This window comes from Streptococcus sanguinis, assembly GCF_050220005.1.
Taxonomy (GTDB): domain Bacteria; phylum Bacillota; class Bacilli; order Lactobacillales; family Streptococcaceae; genus Streptococcus; species Streptococcus sanguinis_Z.
Map to the genome: position 1 here is coordinate 1326355 of NZ_CP071413.1, position 17464 is coordinate 1343818.

Below are 17464 nucleotides of genomic sequence, written 5' to 3' on the forward strand. Positions count from 1 at the left end.
AAAAAAGAGAAGATGATTGTCTCCTCTATATTTCGCTAGTCTTTTCGCTCCGGCAATTCTATCTTCAAAATCATATCCGTATTCTGTAATATCTTCTGAACAGCTGCTAGAAAGGCTAGTCCATTATCCGATGGAGAATACTGGAATGTGATATGGATGATTTTTTTATTAAAGCTATCGCCATATCGTTCTACATATTGCTTGCTTTCGAGGAAGTAGATATAATTGTTAATTTTTTCCTGCAGAATTTCCAGATGGACTGCCTCTATTTCTTCCTCCCAGCCAACTGAATCCACCAGAAGAAGCTCTAAATGACTATCAACTATACCAATAGCGTCAAGCTCGCTAGGTTCCAGTTCTGAAACAATGGCTTGGGTGACAATTTGTGTAAATTCCTCTGCTGTGAAAAGACGACGGCTATTTTTAGGATTCTTCAAAATAAAGGAAGGATGATCTTCGATGAAGAGCTTACCAGATTCTTCTCGTGTATACTGTTTTTTAGATTTCCAAAAACCATATTGCGCATAAGTCATCAACTCTTTGCCAGTATGTTCTCCCGACATGTAACTATCTGCAGCTTCTTTGGGGATTTCTCTTATCACTTCTGGGTAGGTAATATTAAAAGTTGGATAACGCAAGAAATACTTATCACCATCTTGGCAGATTTCCAACATGTCTTTTTGACTTACATAAATTGATTCCATTCTTATCTCCTTTGGCTTTTACCAAATATCTACTAATTGTTTATTCCCTATTTATTGGCTGTTCTTATGATGTAATCCACCTTACTATAAAGGCCAGTGCCCTGTTTCAGCATAAATCATAACTTCATATGCTCCCCTAGAAGATTCAAATGCTCTATCAATCAGTTCTTTAGTAATAGGATAGCGAACTTCTGGTCCCATGACCCCGCCAATTTCTTTAAAAAAGCTAATTTCGTAATAGCCGTCTGTTTCATATACAATAAATCCGTTGCCTCTATGTACAATTATCTAAATCAATTTGAAGTTTTATTAATTTCTCATGAAAATACTGCAATGCCTCTTTATTTGGCATTAGGCCATCTTTATAATTCTTTTCTGTAATTAAAGTATCTCGTATTGCCATTTTATATTTCCTTTATTAATGCCAAACAACCTTTATTTCACTTTAACTCTCTTCAGTTGGAAGATGATCTAGATTTATTGGTTTAGGATTTAAACGTTTCAATACTAATTCATAAAAAAAATTATTATTTAACCTATCAGGTGAACTTAAAGTAAAGTTATTCATAATTAATAACGGAATAAATTCCGAACCAATTGTATTATAACCCGTCAAATACTCTAACCCATAATTTAAGTTTTTCGGATTTTCAGTACCAACTGTCCAGTAGGCTCCTTTAGCTTGTAAGCGAAAAACCTCACCAAGATAAACCCAGCTATTAAAGAAATCGTCAATATTTTCAGGATCATTTTTGACATCATTCTCTCGAACGAATTGAGCCAAATCCTTCAAGCTTTCTAAACTCATATCTAGATGATAACCTTGCTTACTAGCTTTTTGCTTTATTGCATCCAAGGTATCATCAATATAAAACATAAATTCCTCAAAATTTTCCTGTATTTTTTCTTTATCTAATGCCATTTAAAATTCCTCAATTAATCCAAAACACAGAATGCAATTTTCTCAAAAAAACTATTCTACTTTAGCTGACAAAGTTCCTTACTCTACATCATAGAGACTTAGTCGAGATACAAATGATACTCAATTAACGATCTCCTCGATTGTGGTCTCTCTATCTCTCATCAAATCATAAAATCCTACATGAACACCCTCCTCATATAGCCAGCATAAGTCTGTACCGTATGGAGCTTCAAAAATTTCCAGCATAACCGGAGCAATTTTTACAATGCTATTTGCTCCTAAGATTGAGAAATTTTTTGAATTAGACAAGTAAGCATCGTCATCGTCGATTGATAAAAGTGTCCAACCATTTAATTGGGGAATAGCAGATTTCTCACGATAGGAATATCGAATAGCTTTTCCATCAAGAATATTGTTTGAAACAACGAAACCACCAAAATCATTGTTATTAATTTCTACCATCTTCATACTCCTTTATAATATCAAGCAGACTACTTCTCCAAGAATATTCTTCCGCATAGTCTAGACACGATTTACCAGATTTGTTTTTTAACTTATAATCTGAACCAGCCTCCAGTAAAAGCTTATATAGAGGTTCTAACTCTTCCGTTGCTAATTTTAATAACGTTACTGAGTAAGTCATCGGAATAGAACCAAATTTGTCAACAGCATTTACATCTATTCCTGCCTCAATGAGTAATTTCACCACCTCATATGCATATGCTGTTTTAGGCCGCCAATTAGCTTGGAAGAAATAATGAAGAGCATTTCTGTTTTCTTTTTTTGACAAAAAATTCACCTCTACCTTCTCAGGCAGCAGATATTTAATAATTTTCAATTTCTCTTCCGGTAAATCATCGTTAAGCATTGCCGTGCATAACAAATTAAGGTTTGTATATTTATCAATTTGTGTTATGTCACCATTGTAACTCTCTATAAAATCATTATATGTCCCATTTTGAACAATATCGAAAATATCCATCTTATCTCCTATTCAAACTTATGACTTCTATTAGCAGAAAGTGTTTCTAATCTAAAATGATTTGGATTACATTGGAAGTCCTTTAATCCCTGCAAAGTAATTTCACGATTTTTGTATCTAACAAATCTCATTTAAATCTCAGTCCTAGTATTGTCAAATCTCATTATACCATACAAGAGATGAAGGCCCAAAGAGCATAAAAAGAAAGCAAAAATTCGCTCCCCTTAAATCACTCTGATAAGCATGCTCTCATCTCTCTTAATATCCAAAAGAGAGAACCGATTTGATTCTCTCATACTCATAATTTTTTACTATTTTTCTCTCAATATACTTTCTAAACCGACAAAAACAATATCTCTCAAGACTTCGTTATAATTACTATAGTCTTTTTTCGTTTTAATCGCATCAAATGCAGTCTTAATTTGTCCATCTACAATTAAAGTTAAACCTTCGACTTTCTGATCTGAGCCTTCCTTGCCAAATGTCTCGTTTAAAATAATTAATTTATTATCTGACATCATATTTACCTTCCTTTACTATCTAATATCGTTCGTTTTTAGGAATCAACTTTTCAAAATTTTGACGGTAAGATTAGCCTAATTTATTCGTGATCAATTATTGTTGAAATGCCTTTAAAGATAATATCAGATATAGCTTCTGGATATCCGTCATAACCTTTTTGTTCCATCAAGATATCAATCACACCTTTAATTTTTCCGTCCAGTATCACAGTAACTGCAGGAACTAATTCATCTGTTTCACCTTTTTTAAACATCTCTTGAATTACAGTCATTTTGTCGTCATTCATTTATTTTATTCCCTCTATTCTCTTTATTTTCTTTGTTCTATCCACGTTTTATGTTTTTGTCAAACACATTATCCCCTATGTCTGCCCAAAACTTATATTCTTTCGGAATTAAATCTAGGAAATGTTGATATTTCCCTATCCATGGAGCTGAGATATATTCCTCAAAAGAAATATATTCTGCATAATTAGAATACAGTAACAAATTATCCATATCAACTAATAAAGATGGAGCGAAATCATAAATAGCATTCAATTTATCCATTTTATACTCATTAGCAAAGACTTTCCTTAACTCTGACAGATCGCAACTATATTTTTGCATATCTTCTAAAAAATAGAGAATATTCTCAGGCAGTAAAATCGGAGAGCGTAATCTCTCTTTATCAATCTGATCTAAATTATATCCCGCTTCTTCGTAATTAATATACCATAGCTCCAAGTCAGAAATATACCAAGAATACTGATTTTGGTATTTAAAAGCGACAACAATATTTTCACCATATTTTGCTCTAATCATTTTTTCACCTTTTTAATTATTCTGGCATTTTGTCCATATTCAATAAACCATTAGTTTATTGAATATGGAAGTTCAACATCTATCAGTCTCTGTTTATTTTAACACAATATCATGCAAATAAGTATAGGGTTGTCAAAATCAAAAACGAATGATGATCTTAGACTTGGCTTGGTCTTCATCATTCGTTTTATTGTTGTTTTACATCAAAATGTAGTATTAACTAATCTGAACAGTTTTCAGTTGGCCATCAACTCCTGTAAAGCTGATGCTTCTGGTTGCTGCATTATAGCTGAAAGTCTCTGGGCTGACACCGTAGAGCTGAGAAAGCTCCTGCAATTTCTGGTTGAATGCTTCCTCTGACATGCCGAAACTCGCTGCTAAGCTTGATTGACCAGCTGGATTTGCAGCTGTCGAAGCTTCTGCTGGTTTGTCAGATTGGTTTTGGGCTGCTTCTCTAGTGGCAGATTCGGAAGGTAAATTGCCATTTTGCGCAGTTTCTGGAGCACTGCTGTTTGCTGGCTGAGCAGAAGAAGGCTGTTCAACCGGTGCTTTCAAGAAACCTTTTTGCACCGCATAGGCATCTGCTGCTTGACGCTCAGCTTCTGACAAGTCCTTCTTGTAAATATAGTGCTCGTGATCCAGATGAGCTACCCGATAGCCTTGCTCGTCCGCTCCGACCATATCCTGAAGATTAAAATGATAGCCATCATCGTCCCTATGCTGAGAATCAGACTCGTTTGCCCCCTCAGGATGGACGAGTGACTTCTGGAAGGCCAGGATTTCCTTAAGCAGCTCTTTCTTGTCTGTAGCTCTCTGTCCGAGCTTATCAAAAAGCTGGTCCAGCTGCTGGTATTGCTGCTCACTTCCTTGATTCTTTTCCAAATACTGATGAATAGACATGAGCAGATTATAAAGCTGTTGATAAACTTCCTGATTTTCCGTATTAGCTGGCTCTTCCTTTTGTCCGGCAATGGTCCGGCTCATCTGTTCCAAAAGCTTCTGACTGGCTGCCAGCAGAGCTTGCTTATCTGAGCTGCTGCTCTTTAACTCCTTGCCTAATTCTAAGATTCTAGCTGCATAGTCTGCTCGGCTGTTTTGGTTCTTTACTTCTCCAAGCAGTTCCTGCGCTTTTCCAAGGAAGACAAGGGCTTGAGCACTCTTCTCGCTCTCATCCGAGGTGCCAAAATCATCATAAATCCCCTTCAAAAAGTCATAAATCATGGCTTTGTAGGTTGGCTGATTTGGCTCTCCCTGATCCAGCTCTGTTTTTTCAGAGGACGCAGAAGGCTGACCGCTAGCAAGGGCAGCTGCAATCTCTTTCTTAGTCTGATAGAGGGCAGGGAAAAGCTGCTGAAGATTGGTCGCTTCTATAAAGGCTTGAGACTTATAGAGTGTCAAGGTCAGCCCAGCTGCTTTTCTGCGCAGCTCAGGGCTCAAACGCCCATCCTCTAAAGCTTGGTAGAAATAACGAATATAATCAACCGCTGTGACGCCTGTCCGATCATGATAATCTTCTAAAGCGGATAGTAATTGTCCTAGCTCTGCCATTTCAACTTGATTCTGCCTAGCATAAGCATTTTGCAGACGCTGTAGCAAGTCAGCTTTCTTCAGCCCATAGCTATCCGTGTCAAGCCGGTTCATTCTCTCCAAAAGTCCTTGATAGGTCTTGTCTAGCTCGGTCTCTTGGATTGGCTTGACAGTCTGATCCACATGGATAAACTGCTTATCAAAGTTATCTAGACTGCTCAGATAGCCAGCAGTTGAGTTGCTTGGCAGCTTCTTCATGGTTTCTACAAACTGCCCCAAAGCAAGCTCAATCCGCCGCTGCATAAGAAGATCATCGGCATAGAGACGCTGACTGTCCGATTTTAGGCTTTCTACTTTTTGCAAAACAGCAGCCTCATCATAATCGCCCTGCTCATACTTAGATTGAATCTGAGGCAGACGATTTTTCAAGGCTTCTGCTGCGCCCTTGGACTGGATTTTGATATAGTGGTTATGGTCGCCATGAGGAATAACAAACTGACCATCTTCCACCTGCAGACTGTAAGGCGAAAGACCTGAGCGCAAGGCTGTTGTGTAGAGTTCATTCATGAAGTCCAGCTCTGCATTACCCGTTACCAGAGGAATACGAACATGCTCCTTGCGAACAGCATAGGGGTGGATATGAGTCGGATCGTAGGCTTGGTCAGGGTTATTAAAGACAAAGAAACCGTTTGAGATGCGAACCGCCTCCTTGGGAACGCCATAGGTCTGGGAGATATAAGCAATCTTTTCCTCATCGCTGGCATCGCGTGAATAGCGTTCAGCGTCATTGACTGCTGCTGACGGTTTTACTGGTTGCTGCTTGGCCAAGACCTTCTCAGCTGCTTGAATCTGTTCAGCAGTCAAGTCTTTCTTGTAAAAGTAATGAGCATGGTCTCCGTGCGATACCATGTAGCCTTGGTCGTCCTTGCCAATAACAGCCTCCGCATGAAAACCATGGTCGTGCTCAGGCTGTGACGGTAGCTGAGGCTTCAAAGCTTGCAGTGGATCGCCCAGCGGCTCGTAAGTATAGCCAATAGGAATCAAGCGGGCAATCTTCGCTTCCAAGTCTGACAGCTTGTCATAAGGAATGAAATGATGGTGGTCTCCGTGGGGTATAACGACTCCATTTTCTGTCCGACGACTGATTTTCAGCGGGTCAAACACCACGCCGTCTCCTTCATGATAGCGCTGAGACTGAGGCAGGGCATAGAGTTGCTGCAGCAGACTTGATATGGATGGCTGAGATGGTTGAGACGGCTGAAGCGGATTGGATGGACTCGGCTGAGTAACCGCTAAGCCAGGACTTGGCTGCTCAATCTTTGAATGATTTGGCAGCTGTGGAGACGGATTTGAGACGGCTCCACCCTGATTGATAGCACTATTTTGATTCCATGTGTTGGAAGAAGCAATCGTCCTGCCGTAGTCAGGCGGATTCACCCTTCCGCCAGCCTGCCTGCTATTCCAGTAGCTCTGAGCCGCAGCTAATTCTGCTGGCGACAAGTCACTCTTAGGAATGTAGTGAAAATGCCCGCCATGCGGCACGATAAATGCATCGCCAGTATCCTCAATGATATCAGACGGACTAAAAATATAACCATCATCCGTCCTATATCCCCCTTGACCTTGGTAAGAAACTCCTGCGAGATCTGCGGCTGTCTTTCCCGCAGCGAGGGACTTGCTAGGCTGGCTGAAATCGCGAGTCTTGCTTGATTTTGCAGTGGAAGATTTGCCACTATCGCCTTCTTCCTTGGTCTTATGCAGCTTCTTCTGCCGAGCAATCTCATCCACCGAGCGGACATTGCTGGTATGTTTGGCATCCTTGAGGTAGAGATAATACTTCCCCTCCACCTTGATGATATAACCATCCTTGACCTCATTGACAATATCTGCTTCCTGCAGCGTGTAGTTAGGATCTCGGATAATCAACTCTTCGCTGATAATGGCATCAAAAGGCACCTTTCCATCAAAGTAATGATAATGGTCTCCATGGGAAGTGACATAGCCCTGATCTGTGATTTTCACGACGATTTGCTCTGCTTCAATACCTTCCTCATCATTGAATTGCTCAGATGTCAAATTTTTATTTTTATCCGTCTTGTCACCCGAAGTCTTGTCCTCAATATAGGCTACTTTGTTATTTTTGGTCTGGGGTCGGGGCTGAGATTGCCATTGGATAAGCCCGTAAGTTCCGAGACCGAGAGCTAATACAGCAGAACAAGCAAGGAAATATTTCTTTTTCATGGTTGTCTTTTATCCTTTCAAATCTTTAGCTAAAACAGCTAGATTTTTTTCTAAATTTTCTAAATAAGATAGTTGGTTGGCTGGGTCTGCTTCCAGAGGATTCAGCTCCTTGATTTGTACACCGGTCGCCTTGACCAAGGTTTGAGCCACTTTGGAAGAAGCATTGCTTTCCACAAAAATGGTCTTCACCTTGTGCTCCTTGACAAAGTCTTCTATCTCTGTCAGCTGGCGCGGACTAGGCTCCTGCTCTGGTGAAATACCAGCAATGCCCAACTGGGTCAGCCCGAAGCGCTTGGCTAGATAAGAAAAGGCTGTATGCTGGGTGACAAAAGTCTTGTTGGGCACTTTATCAAAAATATCCTGATAGCGTTCTGTCAGCTCCTTGGCCTCGTCTTGAAATTTTCGGGCATTGGCCTGATAAGTATCCCGATGGTCACTATCCAGCTCCGACAGCCTGTCAGCGATAATCTGGGCCTCCTCCGCAGCCTTCTGAGGATCCAACCAGGTATGAGGGTCATAGAGCGTCTTCTCATCCACTCCCTCTCCTGCTTGGACATCTTCCAAGCCAGCGACTCGATCCAACTCCATTCCCTGGGAAGCCTCAAGAACTTGAACCTTGGAATTCTTGAGACTAGGATTCAGTTCGCCAGCCCAGGACTCCAAGGTCCGTGAGTGATAGACAAAGACATCTGCATCATAGATGGCTGCCACATCATTGGCTGAAGGCTCAAAATCATGAATGCCGCTGCTAGACTGAATCATGCGCACATCATTCAGATCGCCCGATATAGCCTTGACCATAGAGTAGATAGGATAAAAGCTGGTTACAATCCTCAATCCTTGCGAGGGACTGGATTCCTTTTGAGACTGACAAGCCCATAGACACAAGGCCAGGGCCAGCAGACTAAGGCAGGCTAAGAATTTTAAAGCTCGTTTCACAATATCTCCTTAACTCATTATTAACCGGTTTATTAACTGGTTAATATAATACACTTTGTCAACTTCTTTGTCAAGCTTTTTAAGAAAATAAAGCAAAAAGGAAGTAGGATTCTTTCCCACTTCCACTTTGCTTTTAATTTCAATATATTTGAAACATTATTTGCTATTACTATTCAATGACAGTATAAGCTTGGACTGATGCTTTTCTCAAGCTTAGCTGTATGAGATTACTTTTCAGACTGTCAAATGACAATCTGGAACTGAAAACTCCAGCTCTATATCGCTTCTGTAGTGAAACTACGGCTTTCCAGCACTTTCAGCATGGCATCGGCCGTGTCCAAGGCGGTGAAGAGGGGTACTCCGTGCTCAATAGCTGAGCTACGGATAATTTGACCATGCTTGTCAGCTGTCCGCTTGGTTCCGACCGTGTTGATAATAGCCTGAACCTTGCCCTTGCGGATATAGGCTGGGATATCTTTGTTGTCATCACTGCCGATTTTTTCCAACAGACGGACGTGTAGGCCATGATTTTCAAAATAAGAGGCTGTTCCCTTGGTTGCCCAGATACCATAGCCAATACTGGCAAAACGCTGAGCCAGCTGCAAGGCTTCTTTCTTGCTATCGCCTGCAATAGTAAAGACGATATTTCCAAAGTTTGGCAGATGGAGATAGGAAGCCTCAAAAGCCTTGTAGAGTGCTTTTTCTAAGGTTCGGTCACTGCCCATGACTTCACCAGTAGACTTCATTTCAGGTCCCAAAAGACTGTCGACCTTCGCCAGCTTGGTAAAGGAGAAGACTGGCGCCTTGATATGAACCATGGAACTTTCTGGATGAAGACCATCTTTATAGCCCAGCTCTGCCAAAGTTTCCCCAAGAATCAAACGAGTCGCTACTTGCGCCATTGGAATATCGGTCACCTTGGACAAGAAAGGAACAGTCCGGCTGGCCCGTGGATTGACCTCAATGACATAGACCTGCTCATCCTTGATGACGAACTGAATATTCATCATGCCTATACAGTTCAGTCCCAGAGCCAAACGCTTGGTATAGTCTGCAATGGTATCTTTGACTTTCTGCGATAGGGTTTGTGGCGGATAGGCCGCCATGGAATCTCCTGAGTGAACTCCTGCCCGCTCGATATGCTCCATAATTCCTGGAATCAAGACCTGACGGCCATCGGAAATAGCATCTACCTCACACTCATCACCGACAATGTAAGAATCCACCAAAACCGGATGGTCTGGACTGGCCTTAACCGCTGTCCGCATATAAGAGCGTAGATCTGCTTCGTTTTCTACGATTTCCATGGCACGGCCACCCAAGACATAGGAAGGCCGTACCAGAACGGGGAAGCCAATCTTACGAGCAGCCTCTACTGCCTCCCCTTCATTAGTGGCCGTCTGACCTGGCGGCTGCGGAATATCCAGCTCCTTCAGAGCTTGCTCAAAGAGATCCCGATCCTCAGCCCGATCCAAGTCCGCCACTTGGGTACCTAGAATCTTAACACCAGCCTTGGACAGTGGCTCTGCCAGATTAATGGCTGTCTGCCCACCAAACTGAACGATAACCCCTTTAGGCTGCTCCAGCTCAATGACATTCATGACATCTTCAAAGGTCAGCGGCTCAAAGTAGAGCTTGTCAGAGACAGAAAAGTCAGTCGATACAGTCTCCGGATTGCTGTTCATGATAATCGCTTCATAGCCAGCTGCCTGAATAGCTTTTACAGAATGGACGGTCGCATAGTCAAACTCAACTCCCTGCCCGATTCGGATAGGACCAGAGCCCAGCACCAGAACAGATTCCTTGCTGGATTTGACAGATTCATTTTCAAAGCCATAGGTGGAATAGAAATAAGGCGTCGCAGACTCGAACTCAGCAGCACAGGTATCTACCATCTTGTAAACCGGCACAATCTTCTGCTCCTGCCGCATGCGACGCACCTGCTCAGCTGTCATACCCCACAAGGTAGCAATCTTAGTATCCGCAAAGCCATTTTGTTTTGCTTTCTTGAGCACATAACTATCTCCGATATGACTGGCCAGTTCCTGCTCGATTTCGTAAATATGGAGCAGCTTATCTAGGAAAAAGACATCAATCTTGGTCAGTTCGGCAATTTCATCCGGACTATAACCACGACGAATAGCCTCTGAGATATAGAAAAGCCGGTCGTCTTGCGCCTTGACAATCTTCCTCATCAGCTCGTCATCGCTTACTTGACTGAGAGCAGGCAACTCGTTGTGGTCCACACCAACTTCCAGAGAGCGGCAGGCCTTGAGCAGACTCTCCTCAATATTGCGGCCGATAGCCATGACTTCCCCTGTCGCCTTCATCTGGGTTCCCAAACGTCGCTCACCCTGCTCAAATTTATCAAATGGAAAGCGTGGAATCTTAGCGACTACATAGTCCAGAGCCGGCTCAAACATAGCATAGGTAGAGCCTGTCACTGGATTGATGATTTCATCCAATGTAAGTCCGACTGCGATTTTCGCCGCCAACTTGGCAATCGGATAGCCAGTCGCCTTAGAGGCTAGGGCTGATGAGCGAGAAACCCGCGGATTGACCTCAATGACATAGTACTTAAAGCTATACGGGTCCAGAGCCAGCTGCACATTACAGCCGCCCTCAATCTTCAGCGCTCGAATAATCTTGAGACTGGCGTCCCGCAGCATCTGGTATTCATAGTCTGAGATAGTCTGACTAGGTGCAAAAACGATAGAATCACCTGTGTGGATGCCGACTGGATCAAAGTTTTCCATATTACATACGACCAGCGCATTGTCGGCGCCATCCCGCATGACTTCGTATTCGATTTCCTTAAAGCCTGCTATGGAGCGCTCAATCAGACACTGAGTAACCGGAGAGAGTTTGAGGCCGTTTTCTGCGATTTCCTGCAGCTCTTCCTCATTGCTACAGATACCGCCGCCAGTTCCTCCCAGTGTAAATGCCGGACGGACAATGACTGGATAGCCGATGCCAGCCGCAAATTCCAGTGCTTCATCAACTGTATTGACAATTTCTGACTCAGGGATGGGCTGGCCTAACTCTTCCATCAGCTGCTTGAAGAGATCCCGGTCTTCCGCTTGGTCAATGGCTGACAGCTTTGTCCCCAAGAGTTCCACTCCCAGCTCTTCTAAAAGCCCTGACTTTGATAATTCCATGGCCATATTGAGTCCGGTCTGGCCGCCCAAAGTAGGCAGAAGAGCATCCGGGCGCTCTTTACGCAAAATCCGCGCAACAAACTCCAGCGTGATAGGCTCGATATAAACTCGGTCTGCAATTTCCTTGTCCGTCATGATGGTCGCTGGATTAGAATTAACCAACACGACACTGTAGCCCTCTTCTTTCAAGGACAGGCAAGCCTGAGTCCCAGCATAGTCAAACTCCGCAGCCTGACCAATAACAATCGGACCAGAACCGATGACCATAATTTTCTGAATATCTTTACGTTTTGGCATAGTGCACCTCTCAATCTTGCTTCCTAGTAAGCCTGATGGGCATCCATCATTTCCATAAACTCATCAAAGAGATAATCTGCATCATGCGGTCCCGGCGCAGCATCCGGGTGGAACTGCACAGAAAAAGCTGGATAGTCCCGATGGCGCACACCTTCGACAGACTTATCATTGATTTCTTCATGAGTCACAATTAGACATTCTGGCAAATCCTCACGACTGACTGCATAGCCGTGATTTTGACTGGTAAAGTCAACTCGGCCTGTCGCAATCTCACGCACCGCATGGTTGAAGCCACGGTGACCGAACTTCATCTTATGCGTCTTGGCACCGTTAGCCATGGAGAAGAGCTGATGTCCCATACAGATCCCAAAAATTGGAATCTTGCCCTGAACACCACGAATCATGTCCAGAGCCTCCGGCACATCTTCCGGATTTCCCGGTCCATTGGACAGCATGACGCCGTCAGGATTGAGCTGGAGAATTTCCTCAGCTCTGGTATCATAAGGTACTACTGTCACACTACAGTTGCGTTTGGCTAACTCCCGCAGGATAGAATGCTTGAGACCGAAGTCCACTAATACCACGCTGCGACCCGTTCCCGGAGCTGGATAAGACTGCTTGGTAGACACCTGCTTGATGTTATCAGTCGGCAGAACTGTAGCCTGCAGCTGGTCTTGCAAATGCTCAATACTATCATCCGCATTGGCAATGGTCGCCCGCATAGTTCCATGCTGGCGGATAATCTTGGTTAGCGCCCTTGTATCAATTCCCGAAATGCCTGGTATCTTCTTGATTTTGAGGAACTCATCCAAAGACAATTGCTGGCGCCAATTGCTGGCACGGCGTGCATACTCATAGACCACCACTCCCTTACAGGTCGGCAGAATGGATTCATAGTCGTCCCGATTGACACCATAATTTCCAACCAAGGGATAGGTAAAGGTCAAAATCTGGCCATTGTAAGACTGGTCCGTAATCGATTCCTGATAGCCAGTCATGCCTGTGTTAAAGACGATTTCACCTGTCACAAAAAGATCCGCTCCAAAAGCTTCCCCTTCGAAAATCATGCCGTTTTCTAATATTAAAAGTCTCTTTGTCATTCTTCCCTCCTGTCCAAGATGCAGACTGCCTGTCGACCCTCCACATCAACATATAATAATAGGGAGTGGGATTGCTTCACACAGCTTCACCCACTCCCGGCCTACTGTCCGAGATTATTGACGGCCTTTCAGAACTGCTTCGATAATAGCCATTCTGACAAAGACGCCGTTGGTCATTTGTTCAACGATACGTGATTTTGGTGCTTCGACCAGATGATCCGCAATTTCTACATCACGGTTAACTGGAGCCGGATGCATCAGAATCGCCGTATCTTTCATGCGGTCATAACGCTCTTGAGTCAGCCCATGCAATCTGTGGTAATTTTCTTTAGAAAAGATGGACTCGTAGTCATGGCGCTCATGCTGCACGCGCAGGAACATCATGACATCCACTTGATCAATCACCTCATCAATAGTGACAAACTTACCATAGTCCGCAAATTCTTGGCTCCGCCATTCTTCCGGACCAGCAAAGTAGAGCTCTGCACCCAAGCGCTTGAGAATCTGCATATTTGACTTAGCCACGCGCGAATGGTCCAAGTCACCAGCAATCGCAACCTTGAGGCCTTCAAAGCGACCAAACTCTTGGTAAATAGTCATCAGGTCCAGCAAGCTCTGGCTAGGATGCTGACCAGAACCGTCTCCTCCGTTAACAATGGAAGTCGTAATAGTTGGACTTTCAACTAGCTCTTTGTAATAATCTACTTCTGGGTGGCGAATGACACAGACATCAACGCCTAGGGCAGACATTGTCAGGATAGTATCATACAAGGTTTCTCCTTTGTTGACTGAGCTGGTCTTGACATCAAAGTCCAGAAGATCGCAACCTAACTTCAACTCTGCTACTTCAAAGGCCTTGTGGGTACGAGTCGAAGGTTCAAAGAATAGGTTAGACACGATATGCTGCTCATCATAATGGACTTTAGCGCCATTTTTAAATTCGATTCCGCGTTTAATCAAGGCCATAACTTCTTCATTTGACAGAGTTTCCATAGAAACGAGGTTCTTAAGAGCGATTTGATTGGATGACATGATGTAATTCTCCTTTATGAAAGAATGAGGGCTTCCAGAGTGCTGCAAGTAAAGTCGCTCTGAGAGCAAGCTATTTTTGAACGAAAGTTAATGATTTAGCACCTAGCTCAATCCTTGGGCTCAGGCAGGACAAGATAGAGGACAATTCCCAGAATAGTTGACAAGGCAACTCCTGAGATTTGCAGACCCGAGAGCTGCAAGGTCAGACCACCGATACCAGATACCAAGATGACACTGGCAATCAAGAGATTCTTTTTATTGTCAAAGTTGGTCTGTGCTTCAATCAGAATCTTGAGACCACTAGAAGCAATTACCCCAAAGAGGGCGATGGAAATACCACCCAGCACAGGACTCGGGATGGATTGGAGTAAGGCTGAGACCTTACCCACAAAGCTCATGACAATAGCCAGGACTGCTGCACCTGCAATGACATAGACGCTGTAGATTTTATTGAGCGCCATAACTCCGATATTCTCTCCGTAGCTAGTCACTGGCGGTGCTCCGAAAAGCCCTGCAATAATCTGAGCCAGACCATCACCAGTCAAGGTCTTGTCCAGTCCTGGATCCTTGAAGAAGTCCTTTCCTGTCAAGCTATTTAGTACCATAACATGGCCGAAATGCTCTGTCATAGTTACAAAGGCGATAGGCGCCATAGTTAAAATCGCACTAGGATAAAATTTCACATCATAGTCCAAGAAAGGCAGGCTCATTGGCGGAAGGTGGAACCAAGAAGCTTCTCCTACCTTGGCAAAAGAGACGATTTCCTGCCCAGTCACGGCTCCTAGAATCAAGCTAAAGATATAGCCAACTATCAGGCCTAGCAAGACTGGGATAATTCCCACAATCTTCTTACCATAGATATTAAAGAGAATGACTGCCAAGAGAGTAACCATACCAATAATGAAGTAGGTCAAATCATAAACCTTTTCGCCATTAGCTGCAGTCTTATTCATCACATCGCTAACAGCTGTTCCAGCCAAGCTCAGACCGATGACCATTATGATGGGTCCTACCACTACTGGCGGCAGCACCTTGTCAATCCAAGCATTGCCAGCAAACCTGACAATCAGGGCTACGATGAAATAAACCAAACCACCGGTGATGGCTCCCTGAGCTACCGCTCCGATACCATCTGTCTTCATCAGCATCTGCATTGCTGCGATATAAGCAAAGCTGGATCCCATGTAGGCTGGAATCTTGTACTTGGTAACAGTCAGATGGGCCAATGTCCCCAGACCGCTGGAAAAAAGAGCTACCGCTGGGTCAATTCCGACCAGAATTGGTACCAAAACTGTCGCCCCAAACATGGCGAACAAGTGCTGAAAGGATAGTCCTAAAAGCAGACCTGGCTTTGGCATATCATGCACATCATACTTAACATCTTGACTCATTTAGCTAATTACTCCCCCATAATCAAAACGCGATCTTGACCGTCTGTCTCGGTCATCTCAACAACAATCTCCTCAGTTTGGCTAGTCGGAATGTTCTTTCCGACATAGTCTGCCCGAATGGGCAGCTCGCGGTGACCTCGGTCAACCAAGACAGCCAGACCAACCCGAGAGGGCCGTCCATGACTGACCAGATTGTCAATAGCCGCTCGGATGGTCCGGCCTGTGTAGAGGACATCGTCAATCAGGATTACTTGACGGTCGGTAATATCTACTGGAATCACTGTCGTATCTTCTTCAACCTTGATATCATCACGAAAAGGCTTAGTGTCTACTTCAGCGACTGGAATATCGATATTCTCCAACTGAGCCAACCGCTTCTGAATCCGGTGAGCCAAGTGAACCCCACGGGTCTTAATCCCAGCCAAGACCACTTGATTTAAGTCCTTGTTGCGCTCGATGATTTCATAGGTAATCCGCGTAATCGCGCGATTCATGGTGATGTCATCGACAACTTCTTTTGTTTTCATTCTTTCCTCCTCAAACAAGAAAAAGTCTCCTTATTACAAGGAGACTTTAGAAAAATCTAGTCAGGCAAGCTAAAACAAGACGCACTTGCTTACACTCCACCCATCTTTTTACTTGCTCCTTGTCTATCTCTCTGGATAGAATTAAAGGATTATTTAATTTTTTATACTATATCACAATTTCAAAACTATTTCAAGAAAAAATTGTATTTTTTCTGCTTAACTGGATAAGGATTAGTGAAATCTGTTTTTTATCTACAAGTACATGTCTTTAAGAAGTCTTCTTCTTTGAGGAAGAGATGGACTTTATCCCGTAAAAGACAAAACCAAAGATTAGGTAGGCCGCAAAAATAATCAGACACATCTGGATGACATAAGGCCAACCTTTCTTAAAGACATTGAGGAAAAAGTAAGGAAATGGATTGTCCTTGGATCTTGGAATGTTTATTTTCAGGAAAAAGCCATTAAAGAGAGCAAAGGCCATGTAGACCAAAGGCACACTTGTCCAAGAAATCGGATCAAACCAGCGGTACTGACGCGATTTGTCAAAGATTACTGTATCTAGAAGAAAAGCCAAGGGGACTATATAATGACAAAGAAAATTCTCTAAACGGTAAAAATCTGTCGCAATGGGAGCCAGCAAGAGGTGGTAAACGACGCAAGTAATCATGATGGACATGGTCACCCCGCCCTTGATTCGCAAGATTTTCGGCGTTTTCCAAGCATCGCCAGGTCTCGTCATCAGATAGACCAGATAGCCCGTAAAAAGCAGGACCAAGAGATTGGACAAAACCGTATAGTACATGAGCATACCTACGCCATACTTAGTGATTTCCAGATACACACCCAAAAAGGCCAGGATAAAAAGAATAATTCGATAAATTAAGATAAAACGACGATTCATAGAGACCTCAAATTTTCTTAACAAACTCTGACTTGAGCTTCATCGCACCGAAGCCGTCAATCTTACAGTCAATATTATGGTCGCCTTCTACGATGCGGATATTTTTCACGCGCGTTCCCTGCTTGAGATCTTTGGGTGCTCCTTTGACTTTCAGGTCCTTAATCAAGGTAACTGTATCGCCATCAGCCAGCTTATTGCCATTAGCATCGATTGCAACTGGGCCTTCTTCTGCTTCTTGGACCTCAGCTGGATTCCACTCATAGGCGCACTCTGGGCAGACCAAGAGCGTTCCATCTTCGTAGACATACTCTGAATTACATTTGGGGCAGTTTGGTAAGTTGTTCATTTTCTTCTCCATTTCTAGTCAAGGCTGCTAAATTCCCATACCAGCCTTCTATATATGATTAAGCTCTTCTTT

General features: G+C 43.4%; 18 protein-coding genes and 1 pseudogene. All 19 read right to left on the minus strand.

The genetic code is table 11. The features are described 5' to 3' along the window. Window positions 1-35: 35 nt before the first annotated feature. The 19 genes and pseudogenes from J1C86_RS06390 to J1C86_RS06480 all read right to left on the minus strand — a co-directional run bounded on the left by J1C86_RS06390 (window position 36) and on the right by J1C86_RS06480 (window position 17392). On the minus strand, window positions 36-704 hold the full coding sequence (locus J1C86_RS06390) for a DUF6572 domain-containing protein (protein WP_125407786.1): 669 nt from the start codon (window positions 702-704) through the stop codon (window positions 36-38). Window positions 705-788: 84 nt separating this feature from the next. Next, window positions 789-989, minus strand: a pseudogene (locus tag J1C86_RS06395) (hypothetical protein); the annotation flags it as partial. Further along, window positions 979-1107 (minus strand): hypothetical protein, encoded by a 129-nt coding sequence (locus J1C86_RS06400; protein WP_260468060.1) that lies wholly within the window; start codon window positions 1105-1107, stop codon window positions 979-981. The pseudogene J1C86_RS06395 and the gene J1C86_RS06400, both read right to left, overlap by 11 nt. A 42-nt stretch (window positions 1108-1149) precedes the next feature. Then, window positions 1150-1626 (minus strand): hypothetical protein, encoded by a 477-nt coding sequence (locus tag J1C86_RS06405; RefSeq protein ID WP_125407788.1) that lies wholly within the window; start codon window positions 1624-1626, stop codon window positions 1150-1152. Window positions 1627-1746: 120 nt separating this feature from the next. After that, window positions 1747-2088 (minus strand): DUF2185 domain-containing protein, encoded by a 342-nt coding sequence (locus J1C86_RS06410; RefSeq protein ID WP_125407790.1) that lies wholly within the window; start codon window positions 2086-2088, stop codon window positions 1747-1749. Then, on the minus strand, window positions 2075-2608 hold the full coding sequence (locus tag J1C86_RS06415) for an ankyrin repeat domain-containing protein (protein ID WP_125407792.1): 534 nt from the start codon (window positions 2606-2608) through the stop codon (window positions 2075-2077). The genes J1C86_RS06410 and J1C86_RS06415 overlap by 14 nt, the downstream gene beginning before the upstream one ends. An 8-nt stretch (window positions 2609-2616) precedes the next feature. Further along, complete coding sequence (locus J1C86_RS06420; RefSeq protein WP_111680930.1) at window positions 2617-2739, minus strand: GH-E family nuclease; 123 nt, start codon at window positions 2737-2739, stop codon at window positions 2617-2619. A 180-nt stretch (window positions 2740-2919) separates the two neighbouring features. Beyond that, a complete protein-coding gene (locus J1C86_RS06425; protein ID WP_002913487.1) occupies window positions 2920-3129 on the minus strand; it encodes a hypothetical protein in 210 nt (69 codons plus the stop codon). A gap of 80 nt (window positions 3130-3209) precedes the next feature. Next, a complete protein-coding gene (locus tag J1C86_RS06430) occupies window positions 3210-3416 on the minus strand; it encodes a hypothetical protein (RefSeq protein ID WP_002913486.1) in 207 nt (68 codons plus the stop codon). A gap of 37 nt (window positions 3417-3453) precedes the next feature. Further along, window positions 3454-3933 (minus strand): hypothetical protein, encoded by a 480-nt coding sequence (locus J1C86_RS06435; RefSeq protein WP_002913485.1) that lies wholly within the window; start codon window positions 3931-3933, stop codon window positions 3454-3456. Window positions 3934-4149: 216 nt separating this feature from the next. Continuing rightward, window positions 4150-7701, minus strand: coding sequence for a pneumococcal-type histidine triad protein (locus J1C86_RS06440; protein ID WP_125407794.1), 3552 nt, complete (start codon window positions 7699-7701; stop codon window positions 4150-4152). Between the two features lie 9 nt (window positions 7702-7710). Further along, complete coding sequence (locus J1C86_RS06445; protein ID WP_125407796.1) at window positions 7711-8640, minus strand: metal ABC transporter solute-binding protein, Zn/Mn family; 930 nt, start codon at window positions 8638-8640, stop codon at window positions 7711-7713. Window positions 8641-8915: 275 nt separating this feature from the next. Beyond that, window positions 8916-12095 carry a carbamoyl-phosphate synthase large subunit gene (carB, locus tag J1C86_RS06450; RefSeq protein WP_125409227.1) on the minus strand — a complete coding sequence of 1060 codons (3180 nt, stop codon included), beginning with the start codon at window positions 12093-12095 and terminating at the stop codon, window positions 8916-8918. 23 nt (window positions 12096-12118) lie between these two features. After that, on the minus strand, window positions 12119-13195 hold the full coding sequence (locus tag J1C86_RS06455) for a carbamoyl phosphate synthase small subunit (RefSeq protein ID WP_125407800.1): 1077 nt from the start codon (window positions 13193-13195) through the stop codon (window positions 12119-12121). Window positions 13196-13309: 114 nt separating this feature from the next. After that, complete coding sequence (locus tag J1C86_RS06460) at window positions 13310-14227, minus strand: aspartate carbamoyltransferase catalytic subunit (protein ID WP_002917113.1); 918 nt, start codon at window positions 14225-14227, stop codon at window positions 13310-13312. A 107-nt stretch (window positions 14228-14334) separates the two neighbouring features. Beyond that, on the minus strand, window positions 14335-15618 hold the full coding sequence (locus tag J1C86_RS06465; RefSeq protein WP_125407802.1) for a uracil-xanthine permease family protein: 1284 nt from the start codon (window positions 15616-15618) through the stop codon (window positions 14335-14337). Between the two features lie 8 nt (window positions 15619-15626). Continuing rightward, window positions 15627-16145: a bifunctional pyr operon transcriptional regulator/uracil phosphoribosyltransferase PyrR gene (gene pyrR, locus J1C86_RS06470; protein ID WP_125407804.1), complete on the minus strand. Its 519-nt coding sequence runs from the start codon at window positions 16143-16145 to the stop codon at window positions 15627-15629. Window positions 16146-16413: 268 nt separating this feature from the next. Further along, the gene (locus J1C86_RS06475) at window positions 16414-17046 is read right to left on the minus strand and encodes a Pr6Pr family membrane protein (protein ID WP_125409225.1); all 633 of its coding nucleotides are present in this window, start codon (window positions 17044-17046) and stop codon (window positions 16414-16416) included. Window positions 17047-17053: 7 nt separating this feature from the next. Further along, window positions 17054-17392 carry a zinc ribbon domain-containing protein YjdM gene (locus J1C86_RS06480; RefSeq protein WP_002897401.1) on the minus strand — a complete coding sequence of 113 codons (339 nt, stop codon included), beginning with the start codon at window positions 17390-17392 and terminating at the stop codon, window positions 17054-17056. Window positions 17393-17464: the final 72 nt, after the last annotated feature.

Bases quoted from the DNA above. Each gene is read 5' to 3' on its own strand.
- J1C86_RS06480 (WP_002897401.1), bottom strand. From the start codon at position 17,392: ATGAACAACTTACCAAACTGCCCCAAATGTAATTCAGAGTATGTCTAC.
- pyrR (WP_125407804.1), bottom strand. From the start codon at position 16,145: ATGAAAACAAAAGAAGTTGTCGATGACATCACCATGAATCGCGCGATT.
- carB (WP_125409227.1), bottom strand. From the start codon at position 12,095: ATGCCAAAACGTAAAGATATTCAGAAAATTATGGTCATCGGTTCTGGT.
- J1C86_RS06430 (WP_002913486.1), bottom strand. From the start codon at position 3,416: ATGAATGACGACAAAATGACTGTAATTCAAGAGATGTTTAAAAAAGGT.
- J1C86_RS06400 (WP_260468060.1), bottom strand. From the start codon at position 1,107: ATGGCAATACGAGATACTTTAATTACAGAAAAGAATTATAAAGATGGC.
- J1C86_RS06435 (WP_002913485.1), bottom strand. From the start codon at position 3,933: ATGATTAGAGCAAAATATGGTGAAAATATTGTTGTCGCTTTTAAATAC.
- J1C86_RS06390 (WP_125407786.1), bottom strand. From the start codon at position 704: ATGGAATCAATTTATGTAAGTCAAAAAGACATGTTGGAAATCTGCCAA.
- J1C86_RS06465 (WP_125407802.1), bottom strand. From the start codon at position 15,618: ATGAGTCAAGATGTTAAGTATGATGTGCATGATATGCCAAAGCCAGGT.
- J1C86_RS06440 (WP_125407794.1), bottom strand. From the start codon at position 7,701: ATGAAAAAGAAATATTTCCTTGCTTGTTCTGCTGTATTAGCTCTCGGT.
- J1C86_RS06405 (WP_125407788.1), bottom strand. From the start codon at position 1,626: ATGGCATTAGATAAAGAAAAAATACAGGAAAATTTTGAGGAATTTATG.
- J1C86_RS06410 (WP_125407790.1), bottom strand. From the start codon at position 2,088: ATGGTAGAAATTAATAACAATGATTTTGGTGGTTTCGTTGTTTCAAAC.
- J1C86_RS06420 (WP_111680930.1), bottom strand. From the start codon at position 2,739: ATGAGATTTGTTAGATACAAAAATCGTGAAATTACTTTGCAGGGATTA.
- J1C86_RS06415 (WP_125407792.1), bottom strand. From the start codon at position 2,608: ATGGATATTTTCGATATTGTTCAAAATGGGACATATAATGATTTTATA.
- J1C86_RS06425 (WP_002913487.1), bottom strand. From the start codon at position 3,129: ATGATGTCAGATAATAAATTAATTATTTTAAACGAGACATTTGGCAAG.
- J1C86_RS06475 (WP_125409225.1), bottom strand. From the start codon at position 17,046: ATGAATCGTCGTTTTATCTTAATTTATCGAATTATTCTTTTTATCCTG.
- J1C86_RS06460 (WP_002917113.1), bottom strand. From the start codon at position 14,227: ATGTCATCCAATCAAATCGCTCTTAAGAACCTCGTTTCTATGGAAACT.
- J1C86_RS06455 (WP_125407800.1), bottom strand. From the start codon at position 13,195: ATGACAAAGAGACTTTTAATATTAGAAAACGGCATGATTTTCGAAGGG.